The organism is Geomonas sp. (genome assembly GCF_056994735.1).
On record NZ_JBXKJL010000034.1, the window covers coordinates 41,872 to 60,410 of the forward strand.

Annotated in this window: 9 protein-coding genes; 5 read left to right on the forward strand and 4 right to left on the reverse strand. The window is 63.2% G+C overall.

The genetic code is table 11. From position 1 onward, the window contains the following. Positions 1-67: 67 nt before the first annotated feature. The 5 genes from AC11W3_RS01680 (at position 68) to flaF (ending at position 5,681) form a co-directional block, all read left to right on the forward strand. Positions 68-3,115, forward strand: coding sequence for a tetratricopeptide repeat protein (locus tag AC11W3_RS01680; RefSeq protein ID WP_484089932.1), 3,048 nt, complete (start codon positions 68-70; stop codon positions 3,113-3,115). A 171-nt stretch (positions 3,116-3,286) separates the two neighbouring features. Further along, positions 3,287-4,102 carry a flagellin N-terminal helical domain-containing protein gene (locus tag AC11W3_RS01685; protein ID WP_484089933.1) on the forward strand — a complete coding sequence of 272 codons (816 nt, stop codon included), beginning with the start codon at positions 3,287-3,289 and terminating at the stop codon, positions 4,100-4,102. Positions 4,103-4,160: 58 nt separating this feature from the next. Beyond that, a complete protein-coding gene (locus AC11W3_RS01690; RefSeq protein WP_484089934.1) occupies positions 4,161-4,907 on the forward strand; it encodes an ATP-binding protein in 747 nt (248 codons plus the stop codon). 5 nt (positions 4,908-4,912) lie between these two features. Next, positions 4,913-5,302, forward strand: a complete 390-nt coding sequence (locus AC11W3_RS01695) for a flagellar biosynthesis repressor FlbT (protein WP_484089935.1) — start codon at positions 4,913-4,915, stop codon at positions 5,300-5,302. Beyond that, on the forward strand, positions 5,292-5,681 hold the full coding sequence (flaF, locus tag AC11W3_RS01700) for a flagellar biosynthesis regulator FlaF (RefSeq protein ID WP_484089936.1): 390 nt from the start codon (positions 5,292-5,294) through the stop codon (positions 5,679-5,681). Before AC11W3_RS01695 ends, flaF begins: the two co-directional genes overlap by 11 nt. Positions 5,682-5,801: 120 nt before the next feature. On the opposite strand, the gene AC11W3_RS01705 is transcribed toward flaF, so the two are convergent. Genes AC11W3_RS01705 through AC11W3_RS01720 form a run of 4 tightly spaced genes read right to left on the reverse strand, consistent with a single transcriptional unit; the run spans position 5,802 to position 17,973 of the window. Next, positions 5,802-7,706, reverse strand: a complete 1,905-nt coding sequence (locus AC11W3_RS01705; protein ID WP_484089937.1) for an O-linked N-acetylglucosamine transferase, SPINDLY family protein — start codon at positions 7,704-7,706, stop codon at positions 5,802-5,804. 1 nt (position 7,707) lies between these two features. Next, positions 7,708-11,076, reverse strand: a complete 3,369-nt coding sequence (locus tag AC11W3_RS01710) for an O-linked N-acetylglucosamine transferase family protein (RefSeq protein ID WP_484092383.1) — start codon at positions 11,074-11,076, stop codon at positions 7,708-7,710. Beyond that, a complete protein-coding gene (locus tag AC11W3_RS01715) occupies positions 11,066-15,691 on the reverse strand; it encodes a glycosyltransferase (protein ID WP_484092384.1) in 4,626 nt (1,541 codons plus the stop codon). Before AC11W3_RS01715 ends, AC11W3_RS01710 begins: the two co-directional genes overlap by 11 nt. Next, positions 15,688-17,973, reverse strand: coding sequence for a glycosyltransferase (locus AC11W3_RS01720; protein ID WP_484092385.1), 2,286 nt, complete (start codon positions 17,971-17,973; stop codon positions 15,688-15,690). The genes AC11W3_RS01715 and AC11W3_RS01720 overlap by 4 nt, the downstream gene beginning before the upstream one ends. Positions 17,974-18,539 lie beyond the last annotated feature (566 nt).

An 18,539-nucleotide genomic window follows, 5' to 3' on the forward strand; every position in this document is an offset into this window, starting at 1 on the left:
GGAATCCGGGGCAGAAGAACAGGATTTGTCGGAAACTTCTGACAGGTCAATGAGGATCGGAGATACATTGGACGGATTGGTCGAATTAACGGATGCGCTGAGGGACAACCGGATGGAGCGGGCGGGAAAGCTCTGCGCCCAGCTTCTGAAGGCAGCACCGGACAGCGTCGAGCTGCTGACGGTGGCGGGCTCGCTGGCGCGCCGGAAGGGTGAGCTGGAACAGGCTCTGGCCTTCTTCTCGAAGGCGGCAGCGGCCGCCCCTTCGATCCCCGAACTTCACAACAACCTCGGCGTGATACTGGAAGATCTGAAGCGGTACGACGAGGCGGTCTTCCACTACCGTAACGCCCTGGCGCTGAGGCCGCGCTACTGCGAGGCCAACTGCAACCTCGGCAATTCGCTCAGGAATCTCGGCAGAAACCACGACGCCATTTCTGCTTACCGTGCCGCCCTGGCCGCCGATCCCGCCTACCCGGATGCCCACTACAACCTCGGCAACGTGCTGCGCGCGGAAGGGATGTGGCAGGAGGCGGTCGAGAGTTACCGCAATCTGCTGGCCTTGCAGCCACGCCATCTTTCCGGGTGGATCAACCTCGGCGGCTCCCTCCTCGCCTTCAACCGGTTCGATGAGGCGTTCGAGGCTCTGCGGCGAGCCCTTGCCATTGACCCGGGGAGTGTCGATGCCCATTGGAACCTGGCCCTTGCCCTTCTTGCCATCGGCGATTTTGAGAATGGGTGGCGGGAGTACGAGTGGAGGCTGAAAAATCCGGCGGCTGCCTTCTCCACGACCTTTGCCGGAAAGCCGATGTGGGATGGCTCGCCGCTTGACGGTAGGACCCTGTTGCTGCGCACAGAGCAGGGATTCGGGGATGCCCTGCAGTTCTTCCGCTATATCCCGCTCCTTGCCCGTATGGGCGGCCGCATCGTGCTGGAGTGCCGCCGCGAACTCCTGCCGCTCCTCGCTTCACAGCTTCCGACGATCGAATGCTTCGCGGCAGGAGAAGCCCCGCCCGACTTCGATACCTACGCCTATTTCATGAGCCTGCCGCTGCTCCTGAAGACCACGCTTCCGACCATCCCCGCGGAAATCCCCTATATCAAGGCGGATCCAACGGTCGCAGCCGGCTGGCGCGGGAAGATGGAGGGCAGAGCCTCCCTTATGGCCGGGCTGGTGTGGGCCGGGAGCGCGGGGTACAAGAACGACAGGTATAGATCTCTCCCGCTTCGACTCCTGGAGCCCCTCACCGAGGTGCCGGGCATCCAGCTCTACAGCCTCCAGATGGGAAACGCGGCACGGGAGGTGACAGGCGAGCCGTGGGGGAAGGCGGTGTGCGACCTTTCAGCCGGGATTCGCGATTTCTCCGATACAGCCGCCATCATCGCCAACCTGGACGTCGTCATCTCCGTCGACACCGCGGTTGCCCACCTCGCAGGGGCGATGGGGAAACCGGTCCTCCTCATGCTCCCGTTCTCCTGCGACTGGCGCTGGCTAAACCAGAGATCCGATTCCCCGTGGTATCCGTCGATGCGCCTCTACCGGCAGCCCGAGCCCGGAGATTGGGAGTCGGTGATAGCCGCCATACTCCGCGATCTCTCGCCGGAGCAGGTGGACACCAACCGGCTTTTCCGCGCTGCCAATGAGCTGCGTTGCCAAGGACGGCATGAGGAGGCGATTGCCGGCTACCAGCAGCTTCTCGCCCTGCGGCCCGACTGTGCCGAGATACACAACAACCTCGGACTCGCCCTGCAGGACCAGGGGCGCCTTGAGGAGGCGGCAGCGAGTTACCGGCGGGCCCTGGCGTTGAAGCCACAGTTGGCCGATGCCCACAATAACCTCGGTACCGTGCTGGTCTCGCGGGGCGACCGCGAGGCCGCCATCCCCTGCTTCCAACGGGCCATCACTTTGCGTGAGGAGTACATCCCCGCCTACGTCAATCTCGGCTCCTGCTATCAGCACCTCGAGCGGGCGGAAGAGGCGCTGCCGGTCTACCGCCGGGCGATTGCCCTGCAGCCGCGAGCCATCGAGCCGCGGGTGAATCTGGGCAATGCCCACCAGGAATTGATGCAACCCCGGCAGGCTATTGCCGTGTACCGGGAGGCCCTCCAGATCGACCCGCAGTACCCCGAGCTGCACTGGAACCTGGCATTGAGCCTCTTGAGCGTGGGTGATTTCGAACGCGGCTGGCAGGAGTACGAATGGCGCTTCAAGAGCGGGGAGAGTCCAACTCCCCACTCGCCTCTCTCCCCTCCCCGGGTCGATCCCCAATCCCCGGTTCAGAGTCCCCATTGGACTCCCGGTCAAACGATCCTGCTGGAATGCGAGCAGGGGCTGGGCGACACCCTCCAGTTCGTCCGGTATGCCCCGCTCGTGGCGGCGCTGGGATTGAAGGTAGTTCTGCAGTGCCAGTACCCGTCGCTCAAGCCGCTCCTGGAGCGGGTCCAGGGGGTACGTGCCGTCTCGGCCAGGGGCGAGGCTGTCCCTCCCGTCGACTGTTACGCCCCGCTACTTAGCCTGCCGCGCATCTTCGGCACCACGCTGGAACGGCTTCCCGCGACGGTCCCCTACCTGATCCCGGATCCAGCCCGAGTCGCCCATTGGCGCGCTGCCATAGGTGACACCAGGGAGCTGAAGGTGGGGCTGGTGTGGAAGGGAGGGCCGTTGCCGAAAAACAGGGCCTGCCCCTTTGCCGAATTCGCCGCGCTCTCCGGATTGACCGGCATCCGCTTCTACAGTCTTCAACTCGGTGAGACGCCGGACCAGGGGGTGCTGAACGTCATGGACTTGGCGCCAGCCATCCGGGATTTCGGCGACAGTGCCGCCATCATCGCCAACCTCGACCTTCTCATCTCGGTCGATACCGCCAGCGCCCACCTCGCTGGAGGAATGGGGGCGCCTGTCTGGACCATCCTCCCCTATGCCTGCGACTGGCGCTGGATGGCAGCGAGACCGGATTCCCCCTGGTACCCGTCGATGCGCCTCTTCAGGCAAGATAGCCGCGGAGAGTGGAGCGGTGTGATGCTTCGGATCAAAGAGGCGCTGGTGGAGTTGGCGTCGAGGAAGAGTTCGTCGGCCCGACGGCATGACAATCATGAGAAGGAGAATCTGGTTAACTAATTATAATACAGAAACCTGACAGATCATTAAAGTTTGACGGCCAGCCGTCGATATGACGCCTATATGTTGGAAGGAACCATCCAGAAGGGAAGGTGCTTCCGGCAAATAGGCGTCTTTTTTTGATCCATCCGGCAAGAAATGCCGGATCAAACCCCAGAAAGGAGAAACACCATGGCCAGCGACATCTCTCTCACCGCCGGAATGAGGACCAACCTTCTTAACCTGCAGAACACCAGCCAGCTTCTGAACAGAACGCAGCAGAGGCTCTCTTCCGGAAAGCAGGTCAACAGCGCACTCGACAACCCCACCAACTTCTTCGCCGCCCAGAACGCCAATCAGCGCGCCAGCGACCTTTCCGATCGCAAAGACGGCATGGCCGAAGCGGTCCAAACTGTTTCCGCTACCAATGCCGGCATCACGGCCATCACCGGCCTGATCAACGCCGCCAAAGGTATCGCACAGTCCGCTCTCTCCACCAGCGACACCAACGTTCAGTCGAAACTGGCAGGCCAGTACGACACCATCCGCAGCCAGATCGACAACATCTCCTCCGACTCCGGTTATCGTGGCCTCAACCTGCTGAGCTCGACCAACACCCTCTCCGTCAACTTTAACGAAGACGCGTCCTCCAAGCTGCAGGTCGTCGGCTTCCTCGGTAGCGCCACCGGCCTCAGCCTCTCGGCCGCCAGCGGCAATTGGCAGACGGTTTCTGACATCACGACAGACACTGCTAAAATGGACACTGCCATAACCACCCTGAGGACCAACACCCAGACCCTGGCCGCCAACCTGAACATCATCACCACCCGTCAGAACTTCACCGACAGCATGATCAGCACGCTGCAGACCGGTGCGGACAACCTGACCCTGGCGGATATGAACCAGGAAGGCGCCAACATGCTGATGCTCCAGACCCGTCAGTCCCTGGGCACCACCTCGCTTTCGATGTCCTCGCAGGCAGCGCAGTCCGTACTGAGACTCTTCTAACCCAAGCCGTGGGGCGGGGATAGTCCCCCGCCCCACATACCTCTGAAAGGAGGTAGCCATGTCGATATACCGGTTAAATATTGACAGTGGTGCGATTCACCAGTCCGGGCAGGTCCCGAATCCCCCCTACCCCGTAGGCCGTGACCAGCAGGCCCCCGATGGCACCGACGGCACCGTTGCGCCTGACCAGGTGCTGGTCTCGGGAAGCCTGGGGAAAACCTACAAAGAATTCCTGCTCAAGACCGAACATCAGAACGGCATCGCCGGCTCCATCCGCAACAGCGACCGCGCGGCAGAACTGCTGGGCCAAAAGATTGACGCGCTGAAAGAGCCGCTGGAAACCATCGTCAAGAACTTCCCCCCCTTCTCGAAAGAGGATAAGGAGCGGATGAGGCTCTTGAGGGGCTACTCCTCCATCAGAAAAGAGATCGACGAACTCACCGTACCTCCCCCCCCTGAAGTGATCAAGGCCCGTAAGGCGGCCGAGGCGCTTCCACCGACTCTCCCCATGACCGCCGATGACAGTCAAATTGCTGACCACGTCTCTAAACTTGACGCCACCGCAGCGTCGCTTAGCGACTTTCGCAAGGGACTGGCAGCGGAAACGGCCTCTCTACTGCACAATGGCGGCTTTACAGCACTCTCTCCGGCGCCGAAAGCGGGAAAATCCGCGGAAGTGAAGACCATTCTCACCGAATCAGCAGCTTCGCAGGTTAGTGCCGAAGTTGGCCGGCAATTTGCAATATCCACTGGGCAGGGGGTGACCGCCGATGACCACTCCCAATTCCTGAAAGGATTGAGCTAACCGAAATGGCCCTAAAAATTAGCTTGAAAAGCAACGAGCGGCTGATCCTCGGCGGCGCTGTCGTCCGCAACGGCGGCAAGGGAACCGTTCTCTTCATCGAGAACACCATCCCGATTCTCCGCGAGAAGGACATCCTGGGCGAGAAGGATGCCGATACCCCTTGCAAGAGGGTCTATTTCACCATCCAGCTCATGTACATAGACGAGCCCAATGTCCCACAGTACCGGTCCGCCTACGCCGAGCTGGCGCGCGACATCACCCAGGCCGCGCCGAGCACTATCCCCCTGGTCGAGCAGATAAACGAGCGCATCGAGGCCCGGAACTACTACCAGGCTCTCAAAATTGCCAGGAATCTCATTGATTACGAAGAGGAGCTACTGAAAAATGCACACTAACAACGCGATCAGAGAGTACGTCGGTATCCAGAAAGAGAGCATGTCGGGGCGGGAGCTCGAGGCCTCCGTGCTGACCAAGGCGGGGCTGATGCTGAAGGCCTGCCAGGACAACTGGGATGCCCCGGACCGTGAGGCGAAGCTGCTGGACGCCATCAAGTTCAACCAGAAGGTCTGGAGCTTTTTCCAAGCAGAACTCTCCGAGCCTGCCAACCCCATGCCTAGGAAGCTGCGTGAGGACATCCTCAACCTGAGCCTCTTCCTGGACAAGAGGTTGTTCGAGGTGATGGCGTATCCCGAGCCGGAGAAGCTCTCCATCGTGATCGATATCAACTTCAACATTGCCGCCGGCCTCAGAACGAATCCCGAAGCGGAAGCGTAATCATCAACTACTGACAAGAACGAAAGGGGATCAAGGGATGGCAAAGGAGACGAGCTCTGCTTTGTCGGATCCCTCTGATCCCCTTTGGTGCTCCAGTCATTTTTGTCGCGGCCCGGTGCTTTAGGGCTGTTCCCCGATTATCCCCATCAGAGCTCCTTCCAGCTCCCGCGTCACGCCCACCCCGTCCATCAGCGGCGATGCCTGCATCCTTTTTCTCAACCCACCCCGTAATGCACGCAATACCGAACGGTCTCCCGCCAGCTCACGGGCGAGGGCGACATAACCGTCTTCATCGGCCGAGATAAAATCCCGGAGACCGCAGTTGGTGAGGATCGTTGCCCCGGTACGGGATGCGTGCCTGGTCCCCGCCAGCGTCACCACGGGGACGCCCATCCACAGGGCCTCGCAGGTCGTGGTGGTGCCGTTGTACGGGAAGGTATCGAGGGAGATATCGACGTTTGCATAGTGCGCCAGATGATCCGAGATCGAGGGGTTGCCACCATGCAGCTCGACCCGCCCCGGATCGACCCCTCCCCGGGCGAAACGTTCCCTGATCCGGTCGGCGACCTCCTGGTCCGTGAGCGGCCGGCATTTCAGCAAGAGCCTGGATGCGGGAACCGCCTGCAGCACGCGGGCCCAGAGCGCTATCACCTCCGGCGTCACTTTCGCGAGGTTGTTGAACGAGCCGAAGGTGATGCGACCGGTTAGGTCTGCGGGCAAGGGCGCCACTTCAGGGGACCCCGGAGCAGGCTGGTAGCAGGAAAATGTCCTCGGCAGCCGGATCAGGCGCTCGGTGTGGAACGCCTCACGGCCCGGGGGATCGGCGAGGAGATCGGTGATCCGGTAGTCCATCTGCGGCAGCCCCGTGGTGTCGGGATAGCCGATCCAGGTGACCTGCAGCGGCGCAGGGCGCCGGGCGAAGAGGGGGAGACGGTTTCCGGCAGTGTGCCCGGCCAGGTCGATCAGGATCTCTATCCCGTCGTTGGCGATGATGAAGGCCGCCTTCTCGTCGGTTATCGCCCGGATATCCCGCCAGTGCTCGGCCAGCCCCATCAGACGCTCGGTCGTTCGGTCCGCTCTTCCCACGTTCGCATAGCAGAAGATCTCGAAGCGGGTCTTGTCGTGATTCGCCAGGATCGGCTCGATGAAGCGGGCAACGGAGTGGTCGCGGAAATCGGGGGAGACATAGCCGATTCTGATGCGGCGGCCAGGAGCGGCGTGGGAGCGCCATTCCGGCGGCGAACCGCTACCCGCCGCATGGTTCGCGCCCGGGAGGGCGCTCCTACGGATGGGGCCGGCGTCCGCGTAGGCGCGCCATTCCTGGCGCGCCCCCCCATCTTCCATATCGTTCGCGCCAGGAAGGGCGCTCCCACGGGCCGATACCCCCTCGGGCTGGAACATCCTCTTCCGTCCCGCCGCCAGATGCTCCTGGAAAATCTCCTCGTCGGAAAACCGGGAGGAGTAGTGCAGGGCGAAGAGGAGGTTTTGCTGGGCATCTAGATGCTCAGGGTCGAGCCGCAGGGTCTCCCGATACGCGGCGACCGCCTCGAGGCTTCTCCCCTGGGAATGAACGATATTGGCGAGGTTGTAGGCCAGCCGAACGCTGCCGGGATCAAGCCGCACGGCCTCGATCAGACACCGTTCCGCGTCCGACAGCATGCCGTGCTCCTTCAGCAAAGTTGCAAGGTTGATCCTGGCATCCTGGTAGCGGGGGTCGATCCTCACGGCCTGCCGGTAGCACAGCCCGGCATCCATCACCCTGCCCATCTGCTGCAGGGCGATCCCCAATCCGTTCAGGGCCTTCACATCATCAGGAACCAACCGCAGGGTCTCCTGGAAATGCCCGGCAGCCTCTTCGGGCCTTCCTTCGGAGGCGTGAATGGCCGCCAGCGTGTAGTGAGCCCTCGCACAAGCGGGATCCTGCCGCAGCACATCCTGCAACCGGGCCCGGGCCTCCTCGTGCATCCCCTTCCTGAGCAGGAGATCGGCGTACTTCAACAGGGATTGAATGGCGGCGTCAGTCACGTCAACTCCTGTAGAGGGTGATTTGGCGAAGCCGGTCCAGCCGCGCGCCGAGAAGCCGCAGGGTACCAGGCGCCCAGGCTTTCATCTGCGCCACCGCGCACGATACGTTGGAGAGTCCATTGCCGATAAACCCCTGGCATCGCAGGGCCAGCAGCACGTCCACGACGACCTCCTCTCCGAGTCGGGATCGGCTTGAGTGCCTCTGGTAGTGAACGCCTTGGGCGTTCCCGGTGCGGGTCGCGCTGGTGGTGACGACCCTCTCGCCATAGCGGGCGCGGTACTGCGAGAGGATCTCACCGTCATCGGTCAGGAGGAACAGCCCGGCCTGAGGGGAGTGCTGGAGGTAGCGCTCGATCTCGGGGTGATAAAGGGTGTTCAGCAGAGCCAGGTTTTGGTCCTCGCCCCCCTTGTCTCCTCCGCGAACATGAAGCGCCAGGCATTCCCTTCCCGCCATCTTCTCCGTGTAAAACGTCTCCGCCTTCGCTGTGATCCCACGCTTCACCTTCAGGTAACGCTGGCACAGATCGAGATATATTTCGTCGGTGCTCTTGCCATGGAGCCTGTGGCCGGGCGCGATCCAGGGGGCGAGATCGTTGACGGCGTAGTGGAAGTCACTGACCACCACGTCCTCTCTCCTCTGCAGCACGTGAAGGGCGGAAAGCCGGGACCCGGGGCCATCGAACTGGTTGAGTATGGGGACGGCGAGGTTGCCGGAATTCCACTTGGAAGGGTAGTAGCTGCGGCTCCGTCGTGCCAACTCCTCAATCGTGAAGCGGCTGACGGGCTCGAAGAAGCTCTCGAAGGCGTTCCCGGCGGGATCGTCGCTGAAAAGGCTGTTACCTCCCCAGTGGACGACGGGAATCCGCCCGGTCATTTCGGCCAGCAGGAGTTGCCCCAGCACATGGTTGACGTCGGACCAGAAACCGTACCCCCAGGCTTTTATCAGCAGGAAGCGCTGGCTCCGGCCCGGAACCGGCTTCAGGCGCGCCGCTTCCTCTGCCTTGAGCAGGTGGATGCGTGTCGCATTTGAAGAGTCTCCGAGGGAAATCGCTTCACGAAAATGCTCCGCGGCGGTGGATGACTCCCCGATGGCAAGGGCGATGTTTCCCAAAAGGGGGCTGATCCGGCGATCCAAGACATGGCGGCCGAAGGCGTTGTGGCGGTCGAGGACGTAGTGGCAGATGAGATCGGCGGGAGTGACGAAGCCGGCGGCAAGGAGCACCTCGGCGGCCTCCTCCAGGGTACCGTCCTCGATGGGCTCGGTCATCGCGGGGAGTCCCGGAAGGTTGAGTCTCCGGGCGTCGCGACTGACGGCCTCACGCAGCTCTGCGGCCATCTGCCGGTTCAGCGTCTCTTCGATGCCACCCATGGCAGCCGGCCCGGCTCCATCGTGGCGCAGCACAGCCAGAAAGGATTTCAAGGCCCGGTCGAGGTCGCCTCGCTGCAGGAAGTCGCTACCGGCTGAGGAAGCCACCCTCCCTCCCCCTCCGGGGCCGGGGATGTCCGAATGCCCAACACACCACCGGAGCCAGACCTCCCGGTACGCCGATTCCAGACCGGCCGTGAAGCGCGCGCCGTCCGTCAGCGGGGAGGCAGCCATGGTGGTCCGCAAGGACCTCCTGAGCCTTCCCAGCCGCTCGGTGTCCGCAGCCAGGGCAGCGGCAACGTCCACATATTGCCGCGGGTCATGCGCGACCAACGATTCCAGCCCGACGCTCTTCAGAATCGAGGTCCCGACCCTGGAACGATGCGTGTTGCCGCAGAGGGTTACGACCGGGACGCCCATCCAGAGGGCTTCGCAGGTCGTGGTCGTGCCGTGATACGGGAAGGTGTCCAGGGCGATGTCGACCCGGCCATAAAGGTCCAGATGCTCACCATAGGACGGCGTGTTCCCCAGCTGCTCGAGGCGCTCCGGGGGTATGCCCTGCTCGGCGAAGAGCAGCGCCAGCCTTTCCCGGGTCCCGCGATCGGCCAGGGAATATCCTTTCACCAGCATCCGCGATCCCGGCACACCCTTCAGCACCGCTGCCCACAGGGCTACCGTCTCCGGGGCTATCTTCGCCGGGTTGTTGAAGGAACCGAAGGTCACGCTCCCGCGTGATAGCAGCGGGAGATCGGCCACATCCGGGGCCTCTTCCGGTGGTGCGAAGCAGGAGAAGGTACCCTCCAGCCTGACAAGCTTTTCGGCGTAGTGCCGTTGCGGTGTACCGGGGGGGTCGGTGACCCCGTCGGTGATGCGGTAATCGATGGCGTCCAAGCCGGTGGTGTTGGGATAGCCAAGCCAGGTCATCTGGACAGGAGCGGGTTTCCTGGCGAAAAGAAGCAGCCGGTTGTCGGCGGTGTGGCCCGAGAGATCGACGAGGATGTCGATGCCGTCCTTGCGGATCATCTCGCAGGCGGCCTCATCGGGAATTCCGGCGATATTGACGAAGCTGTCCGCCAGCTTGCGCAGCGCCTCGCTTCGTGCATCGGGAACGGCGACGTTGGAGTAGCAGAAGATCCTGAACTGACCGCGGTCGTGATGGCGCAGCACCGGCTCGATGAAGCGGGCCACGGCATGAGCCCTGAAGTCCGCGGAGACGTAGCCGATATTGACGATCCGGTCTGGAGAAGGCCTGTTGTCGTGATGGGGTGTGGCAAAGCGGTGGGCTGCCCCGAAGGCGAGATGCGCGGCGGCCACGGCGTCTTCCGCGATACCGGCCGGATAGCAGAGCGTGAAGAGGAGCGAGCTATGGGCCTCGGTATAGTCGGGCCTCAGGCGTAGCGCCTCCCGCAGCTGCGCCAGGGACTCCGCGTGCCGCCCCTGTGATTTAAGTGCGTTGGCCAGGTTGTTGTGCGCCTCCGGGTAGTCGGGGCGAAGCTTCAGCGCTTCTTGACAGGAGGCAATGGCTTCGGACGTCCTGCCATGTCGCTCCAGCAGGATGGCAAGGTTGTTGTGGGCTTCGGCGTAGCCGGGGTTGAGGCGGATAGCCTCGCGGAAGGAGGCATAGGCATCCTCTCCTCTCCCCAAGGCGCTGAGGGCCAGACCGAGGTTGTTCCTGATACCGGGATCGTCACCTTTGAGAGCCGCCGCAGCCTCGAGTTCGGCTGCCGCCTCAACCATGCGGCCTGTCCTGGCCAGTGCCAACGCCAGGTTGCCGTGCGCCTCGCACCATGCCGGCTTGAGGGATGCTGCCTTCGCGAAGTGGAGGACAGCTTCAGCCGGACCGGACAGCCTGTCCAGCGTGCACCCGAGGTTGAAACTCGCCGAAGCGAACGCCGGGTCCAGCTCGAGCGCGCGCCGGTAAAACTCAGCCGCAGCCTGGAGGTTTCCGTCGCGGTACAGGTCGTTTCCCCGCCCGAACAGCTCGTCGGCGGTCTCAACTGGCATGAGAATACCTCTCCGCCACCTCACTGTCGGAGTTGTCGTGAGCGGCATCATCTCCCCTGATCGTCCCGGCGAACTCCAGCAGCGTGGCCGAGAGCTCCGCATGCCCCCCCTTCATCAAGCCATCGGCGTATTCCTTCAGGAAGTCGCCGCAGTCAAAGTGCAGCCGCCGCAGCTTGCCGACGATGGCCTCGGCTTCAGCCTTCCTTCCCATCAACAGCAAGGTGACGCTGAGAAGCGAGAGCGCCGGCGGGTACTCGGGGAAGTCATCGAGCATCTTTTGGGCGACCGAGAAGGCTGCCGAAATATCGCCCAGGAAGAGCTCACACTTGGCCAGGTTGAAGGCGGCTTCCTTCATCCCCGGTGCAAGCTCGGTGGCCCTCAACGCATGAGCCCGCCCCTTCGAATAGTCACCTGCAACCAGATGCAGGTAGCCGAGGCTGAAGTAGGCATCGACACTCTCGGGCCGCAGCTCAAGCACCCGGTGCCAGAGTGCTTCGGCCTCCTGGAATCTCTGCAGTTCCGTTGCTTGCATCGCCAGTTCCGTCAGGGATTCGATGCTCCCTCCCGTCTCGGCCAGCTTCCTGAGTCCCAACTGGTAATAGTGCTCCTGTTTCTCGGCGTTCTTTGCCGCATCGAGCCTGCCGTAGTGGTGCACCGGGACGTCGCAGCCGTGGATCGGGATGTCGCACTGCATGAGGGAAAGCTCCAGCAACTCGTGCACCGCGCCCTGGAAGCGGATCCGGCTGTCATTGGGGAAGAGCCGGACCTTATCGCTGGGCGTCCAGCCACGCCCCCGTTCTTCGCAGCGGTACTCGCCGGTGTTCGCCGTCCAGTTTTTCCGGGTAATCTCCTCGGTGTAATTGCGGGTGGTGAAGGAGTATGCGGTCGGCGACGTGGTGCGCTTCACCAGCTCCTTGAGCGGGCCCAGGTCCGTCGCCGCCAGCGCCTCGTCCGCGTCGAGCACCATGATCCAGTCGCCCTGCGCATTGGACAGGGAGAAGTTTCGGGCATCGGAGAAGCTGCCGTTCCAGGGGAAGGAGAAGAGCCGGGCGCCGAAGATGCGGGCAACGTCGCCGCTCCTGTCGCTGGAGCCGGTATCGACCACGATGACCTCGTCGGCGAACCCCTTGACCGAGGCAAGCACCGCCGGCAGGTGTTCGACCTCGTCCTTCACGATCATGCAGACCGAGACACTGCCCGTTCCGCGCACCACTGGGGCCGGCATCCCGGCAAAGCGCCTGATCTCGAGAGCCGCGTCGATGGTGGCCTCATCGAGACCGAAATCCACTGCCGCCCGCTCGATCTCGGCGATCGCCTCGCGGTAACGCCCCTGGCGGATCAGGACCTCGATCAGCCCGAAGGCGAGCCCCTTGTGCTCCGGGTAGATGGCGCGAGCCTCGCGTACCCTTTGTTCCTCGCGCGTCAGCGCCTCGCAGGCGATGGCGTGCTGGTGGAACCGATCCAACGCGCTCATGCTCAGCGGGGAGAGGAAGAATCCCATCTCCGCCGAGTCGAGAGCCGCGTCACGGGCCCCTCTTTGCCAGAGGATGCTGCTTAGCTCGGTGAACGGCATTCCCAAACCGGGGTCGCATGCGATGGCGCGGCGAAAGAGTCCTTCCGCGGCAGTGACGTCTCCGCTGTCAGCCGCGAGGACTCCCTTCAGGCAGAGGAAGCGGGGAGATTCCGGGGCCAGGGCCAAGCCCTGCTCGGCAAGTTCCCGCGCCTCGGCCGACTGTCCAAGGCCCCGCCGGCAGAGCGCCATCAGCTGGAGCTTGGCCACCTCCTCGCCCTGCGGCATCTGCGCCAGGACCTCGATGGCATCCTGGTAGCTCCCAGCCTCTGCCAGCACTTCCGCAAGCCGGACGAATGGCTCAGGATCCAGGGGAGAAAAGCGTATCCCTTCATGCAGGAATGCGTCCACCGCCTCGTTCAGCCGCCCCTGCCGGGCCAGCTTCCGCCCCTTCACCAGGGCATTGCGGGTAATCACTTTACTGGCGAGTTCGTCATCCAGCCGCCCCAGGTGCCACTTCTCGTCGAACTTCGTACGGTTCCTTGTCATGGCGGCCGCGTAATCGATGCCATTTCCCTTGAAAGAGCGGCTTCCGTAGTGGTGGACGAAAACGTCTCCCGCGATGACGCAGCCGTAGCCGGCCAGCGCCGCCCTCAGGCAGAAATCGTCATCCTCGAAGTTGCCTGACCCGAACCGGGTATCCAGCTCCCCGACGGATTCGACGAGGCCTCGGGTGAAGAGCATGCAGAACCCGACGAGGCGATCGACGGGAAGACGACGGCCGGAATTTGCCACCCTGAAGGAGCTGGCGAACTGTTCGAGCTGGTCAAGAGTGCGGTAGCTGGTCGTCAGGAGCCGCTGGGGACCGGCGATTTCATTGGTCATCGGTCCGACGATGGCGGCGCGGGGGCCGCGCTGCAGGCAGTCGAGGAGGCCACCGAGCCAGCCGCGAGTCACCACCACGTCGTTGTTCAGCAACAGGATATGCCCGCCCCTGGAGGCCTTCATGCCTATGTTGCAACCGGCGGCGAAGCCGAGGTTCTCGCCGTTCGCGATGACCCGGTACCCGCTCTTCCCGGCGGTGAACTCCTTCAGCCACTCGTGGGTGCCGTCGGTCGAGCCGTTGTCCACCAGGATTACCTCGTGCGGCTCCGGCGTGTTGCGCTCGATGCTCTCCAGACACTCCTTCGTGCAATCGAGCTCGTTGAAGGTGAGGATCACGATGGAGGTACGCTGGGCGGCCTTCGGTACCAGGCGGAACAGATACTGGTAAGCAGCAGCCTCCTCCTGCAGCGTCGGGCTCTTCACGCCCCCCTGCCGCAGGGCTTTCAGCATCTCTTCCGGTATCCCGCCATCTCCCTCGATCATGACCGGAGTGACGCTCTTGACCGCGTACCCTGCTCTCTCGAACATCCTGACGGCACTGACCCTGGTGAAGAACCTCAGATGGGTGCGGTCAAGGATCCCCGCCTCCTCGTACTCCCAGCTCCCCTCCAGCAACCCTTCCAGCACGCTCCAGTGCCTCACGTTCGGAAGGCTCACCACCACTTCTCCGTCGGCGGAAAGCTTCTCCGCCAGCGCGATCAATACCCTTTCCGGATCCACCAGGTGCTCCAGGACATCGGCCAGAATGACGGCGTCGAAATGGCGCTGCGGCACCTCGGCCAGCGCCTCCTCGACCGGGGCCGTTATCACCCGGTCCAGAACCTTTCCGGCCCGGGCCGCAGCCTCGTCGGAGACCTCGATCCCCCAGACCGTTGCCCCCTGGCGGTGCTTGATGCCGGCGCCGACCTTCCCTGACGCGCAACCTATATCCAGCACCGTCTTCGCCTTGCGGCTCACCAGCCGCTGCACCTCGGGGCGGTTGAAGCCATAATAGCCCGCGGTGTTTTCGGCTTTTTGCTCCCCGTCCTGACGCTCCAGGTATGCCCGGTTCTCCCGGGCCAGCGCGTTATTCGGCTCCATCGCCAGGGCCCGCAGGTAGTGGACGCGTGCGGCGTCGAAGCGCTCCAGCAGGATGCAGATCATGCCCAAGGTCAGCTGTGTCTCCAGCACCTCCGGCTTTTCCGCAGCTTGGGCGGTGTGGTACTGGAGGGAGCCGTAGAGTTCCATGCGCATGAAGGCCTGCAGCTTGTCCCGGTAGGCGGCGGAGGCGGGATCGACAATGGCGGCCTTTTCGAAGTGCTTCTTTGCGTAGCCGATTTCCCCGTGCTTGTAGAAGAGCTCGGCCAGGTCGTGATGGCCACGCGGCCAGCGCGGGTGGAGGTCGGTGAAGCGCTGGAGTTCTGCGACCGCTTGCGGCGGCCCTGCGGCAACGCGCGCCAGCAGAGCCTCATACCCGGCTTCATCCTCCGGCGAGAGAACGGCCGGCGGCGGGGTCAGAGGCGCGTACTTGGGGCGATACTCTTTCTGGACTTCCAGGTATTCGAGGGTCGGGAGATCCCCTTTCCGTGAGACCGTCTCCTCGCTAAGCCAGTAGAGGCCCAGAAAGTCGGGGACGTGGATGAAGTCGTGCTTGAGTGCGGCACGCAGCCAGAACTCGTAATCAGCCGCGCTCTTGAAGCGCTCGTCGAAGTACCCCAGCTCATCGTGCAGGGACCTCCTCCAGAGGGGGAAAGGCCCGACGCAGCAGAGCTCCAGCAGGGAAATGCGGTCGAACTCGGGCCAATCCCTGAAGCCAAACGGCTGGTGACCCTCGAAGGTGGCGTTCTCCTGCCGGGTGATGCGCATGTCAGGATAGGCGAGGACAGAGCGGGGATGCTCCCTGAGCGCGCGGACCAGCACCTCGTAGCAGTCGCGGCGCAGGCGGTCGTCGGTGTTGGCGTTGGTGACGAACTCGCCACGCGCCGCCCTGATGCCGCGGTTCCAGGCCTGGTAGACCGTTTCACGCTCATCGGTCCGGATATAGCGGATGTTGGAGTAGCGGCGCTGAAACTCTTCAACGATCGCGCGCTCGTTCTCCCTCGAGCCGCTGTCGATGACGATGATCTCCAGCTCCTGCGCGATGGTCTGCGCTTCCAGGTCCTCCAGCTTCCCCTTGATGAAGCGTTCGGCGTTGTAGGTGGAGACTATGGCTGAGACGAGGGGGGCGCGGCCGGTCATCATAATGAAGCTCCCATGGCGGCACGCTCACGACCGGCTGCTGCACATCGCTCACGCCCGACCAGGATCGGCAGCGGCGCGGGCGGGTTGAAGGGCCTTCGCTCAGCGGCAAAGATCTGCCGCTCGCGGGCCAGCACCACGTTGGCCTCGGCGGTGTAGCCCGCCTTGTCCTTCGACTTCTGCAACGGGTGGTCGCGGAAGCCGGCGATCAGGGTGTCGACCGAGAAGAGCCGGGCGCTACGGAAAAAGCGGGCCCAAAGCTCCAGGTCGGCAGCCAGGAGGAGTGTCTTGTCGATGTAGGCGCCGCTGCGCTCCCACAGCCCGCGGCGCCAGAAGATCCCTTCCTGCTGGATGAGCTCCTGGTCGGCGAGATACTTGGCGCGGGAGTTCATGGGGAGAAAGCTCAGTACGACCTTCTGTCTTCCTTCCTCGTCGAAGCTGTTGGGACGCCCCATCAGCCACTCGACTTGTGGGTCGGAGGAGAAGATGCCTGAGACGGTCTCGAAGGCGCCGGGATGGAACATGTCGTCGGCGTTGAGCCAGCCCATGAGCTCCCCGCTGCTCCGGTTGAGTCCTTCCTCGATGGCGCTGTACTGCCCGTCGTCACGCTGGCTGCGCCAGTAGGACAGGTACTTGGCGTGGCGCTCGATGATGGCCCTGGTGCCGTCGGTGCTCCCGCCGTCCAGGACCAGGAGCTCCAGGTTGGGGTAGTTCTGGCTGAGGATCGAGTCCAGGCAGGCTCCGAGGTAGCGGGCGTAGTTGTAGCTGGGGATGACGAGGGAAATGCGCGGGGGCGGAGAGGGCACCAGCACCTGCAACTGGGGTCGGACATGGACTTGGTGGACGTTGTGGAGTGCGGGAGAGGAATCCACGGCGGCTGCAGCGCCGCTGGGGGGACTACCGAGGCCGGCAGCCGGGGCGGAGGTAGCGGGGGCGGTGGCAACGGCTTTCGCGGACGCGGGTTTCCCCTTCTCCTCTACCAGTTCCGTGTAGAGCGCGGTGTAGGCGGCAGCCTGGGCTTCGAAGCTGTAGGCTTTTACCGCCTTGTCGTGGGACCTTTGGCCCATGCCGGCGGCCTCGGGTGCAAAAAGGCACCACCGGATCCCCTCGGCCAAAGCCCTCACATCCTTCGCGGCGGCGATATAGCCCGTCTCCCTGTGCTCGACCATGTCGGGAATGCCGCCGATGTCGAACCCTGCCACGGGGACGCCGCATAGCATCGCCTCAACGACGGTATTGGGCAGGTTGTCCTCGATCGACGGTATCACGAAGAGATCGGCCATCGAGTAGAGCGCCGACAGGGTGATCTCATCCTCCACGAAGCCGAGATTGATCAGCGGCAGCCCGAGGGAGAGTCTCACCTCCTCCGGGAGAATGCCGAAAACCGCCAGCACCATCCCCTCGGTCGTCATCCCCTTCAGGGCCTCGATCAGGTACACGAAGCCCTTCCGCTCGTTCAAGAGACTCTCGGCGCCGAACATCAGTACCTTGGCCCCTTCCGGGACTCCATACCCCCGCCGGACCTCCTCGCGCTTCGCATACGGCTGGTAGATCTCGGTGGGGAAGCCGTTCGGGATCACCCGGACCGGGAACTTCGAGAGGAGCGCGCTCTGCGAGGCGACGCGGGCCAGCCACCTGCTTGGGGCGACGGGGTGCAGGTCGAGCTTGTCATAGCCGAATTTCTTGAACTGCCAGACGCTCCGGGAAAGGTCTTCCTCCCGGTGCGAACCGAGCATCGGACAGCCGCCGCAGCTCTCCAGGTAGCGGGTGCAGTCGGCGGAATAGTGGCAGCCGCCGGTGAAGGGATTCATGTCGTGCATGGTCCACACGACCTTCTTCCCCCTCAGCGCCACCGCCGCGTCGACCCAGTTCACCATCCCCGGCACCCAGTGCAGGTTGATGATGTCGGCTTCACGGATCTCGCGCGAACAGCTGAGCCTGATCTCCGAGTAATCGTCGGTGAAGACTTCGATGGCGGGATTGCGCTCCGGGTACTCGATCACGTTGCGGTTCCAGTGCTCCCATATCCTCTGGGCGTAGGCACGGTTTGGCGGGAAGTCCTGCAGGCAATCTATTAGGCCGCCGGTATGGCCGCTGGGAATGATCCTGACGCTCGGGTCGTCGCCTTTGCGGTTGAGGACGATCATGGTGGAGTCGATGCCGCTGCCACGAAGCCCCTGGTGCAGTCGGTAGGCGGCTTTCCCGGCGCCGCCGAAGTTGGTGGTGCAGAGATGCACTACTTTTAAAGCTTTGGCCGAAGAGGGGTTCTGCTCTTGCTGCGTCACTGGATGCTCCTTCTACTGACTCTGCCAGTTCCGGTTGGGCGGACGAGGAAAGGGCGACTCAAAGTTTTGACACGAACAGCTGCAAACGCCGCAACGTCGCCTTGATTCTCCCAGATCCGGCTAAAGCCCTTCAGCGCCTGCCGAAAGGCCCGCCCTTCAAGCTGCTTCGGCCTTGGAAAACTAGACAGATGCTCCGTCGAGACGATTAATTGCAAAAGTGAGGCCGCTTTTTATTTGGAATTCATGAGGAGGTTTGCCGCCTCCCGAGTCAGGCAGCCTCCACCAGGGAAAGATGCTGCCTGAAGGTGGCAATGGCCTCACCAATGCGACGGGCGTAGGTGTGGGCCCTCAGGGTCAGGCTTGCCCTGCCCTGGCTATCGCTTCGGCGTGATCGGGATGGCTTAAGTAGTAGTGGATCAGGTCGCGGCACTCCGCGGGGCTCTCTTAGGTCACACAATGTCTCCGATTTCGAAGAGCCCTGAGAGATTGTCGTGGTAGTCGGTGATCAGCAGGGCGCCGGCACCGGTCGCGTCGAAGAGCGCCGGTTCCAGGCGCACCGGTGGTCA

Bases quoted from the DNA above. Each gene is read 5' to 3' on its own strand.
- AC11W3_RS01690 (WP_484089934.1), top strand. From the start codon at position 4,161: ATGTCGATATACCGGTTAAATATTGACAGTGGTGCGATTCACCAGTCC.
- AC11W3_RS01710 (WP_484092383.1), bottom strand. From the start codon at position 11,076: ATGCCAGTTGAGACCGCCGACGAGCTGTTCGGGCGGGGAAACGACCTG.
- AC11W3_RS01715 (WP_484092384.1), bottom strand. From the start codon at position 15,691: ATGATGACCGGCCGCGCCCCCCTCGTCTCAGCCATAGTCTCCACCTAC.
- flaF (WP_484089936.1), top strand. From the start codon at position 5,292: ATGCACACTAACAACGCGATCAGAGAGTACGTCGGTATCCAGAAAGAG.
- AC11W3_RS01695 (WP_484089935.1), top strand. From the start codon at position 4,913: ATGGCCCTAAAAATTAGCTTGAAAAGCAACGAGCGGCTGATCCTCGGC.
- AC11W3_RS01685 (WP_484089933.1), top strand. From the start codon at position 3,287: ATGGCCAGCGACATCTCTCTCACCGCCGGAATGAGGACCAACCTTCTT.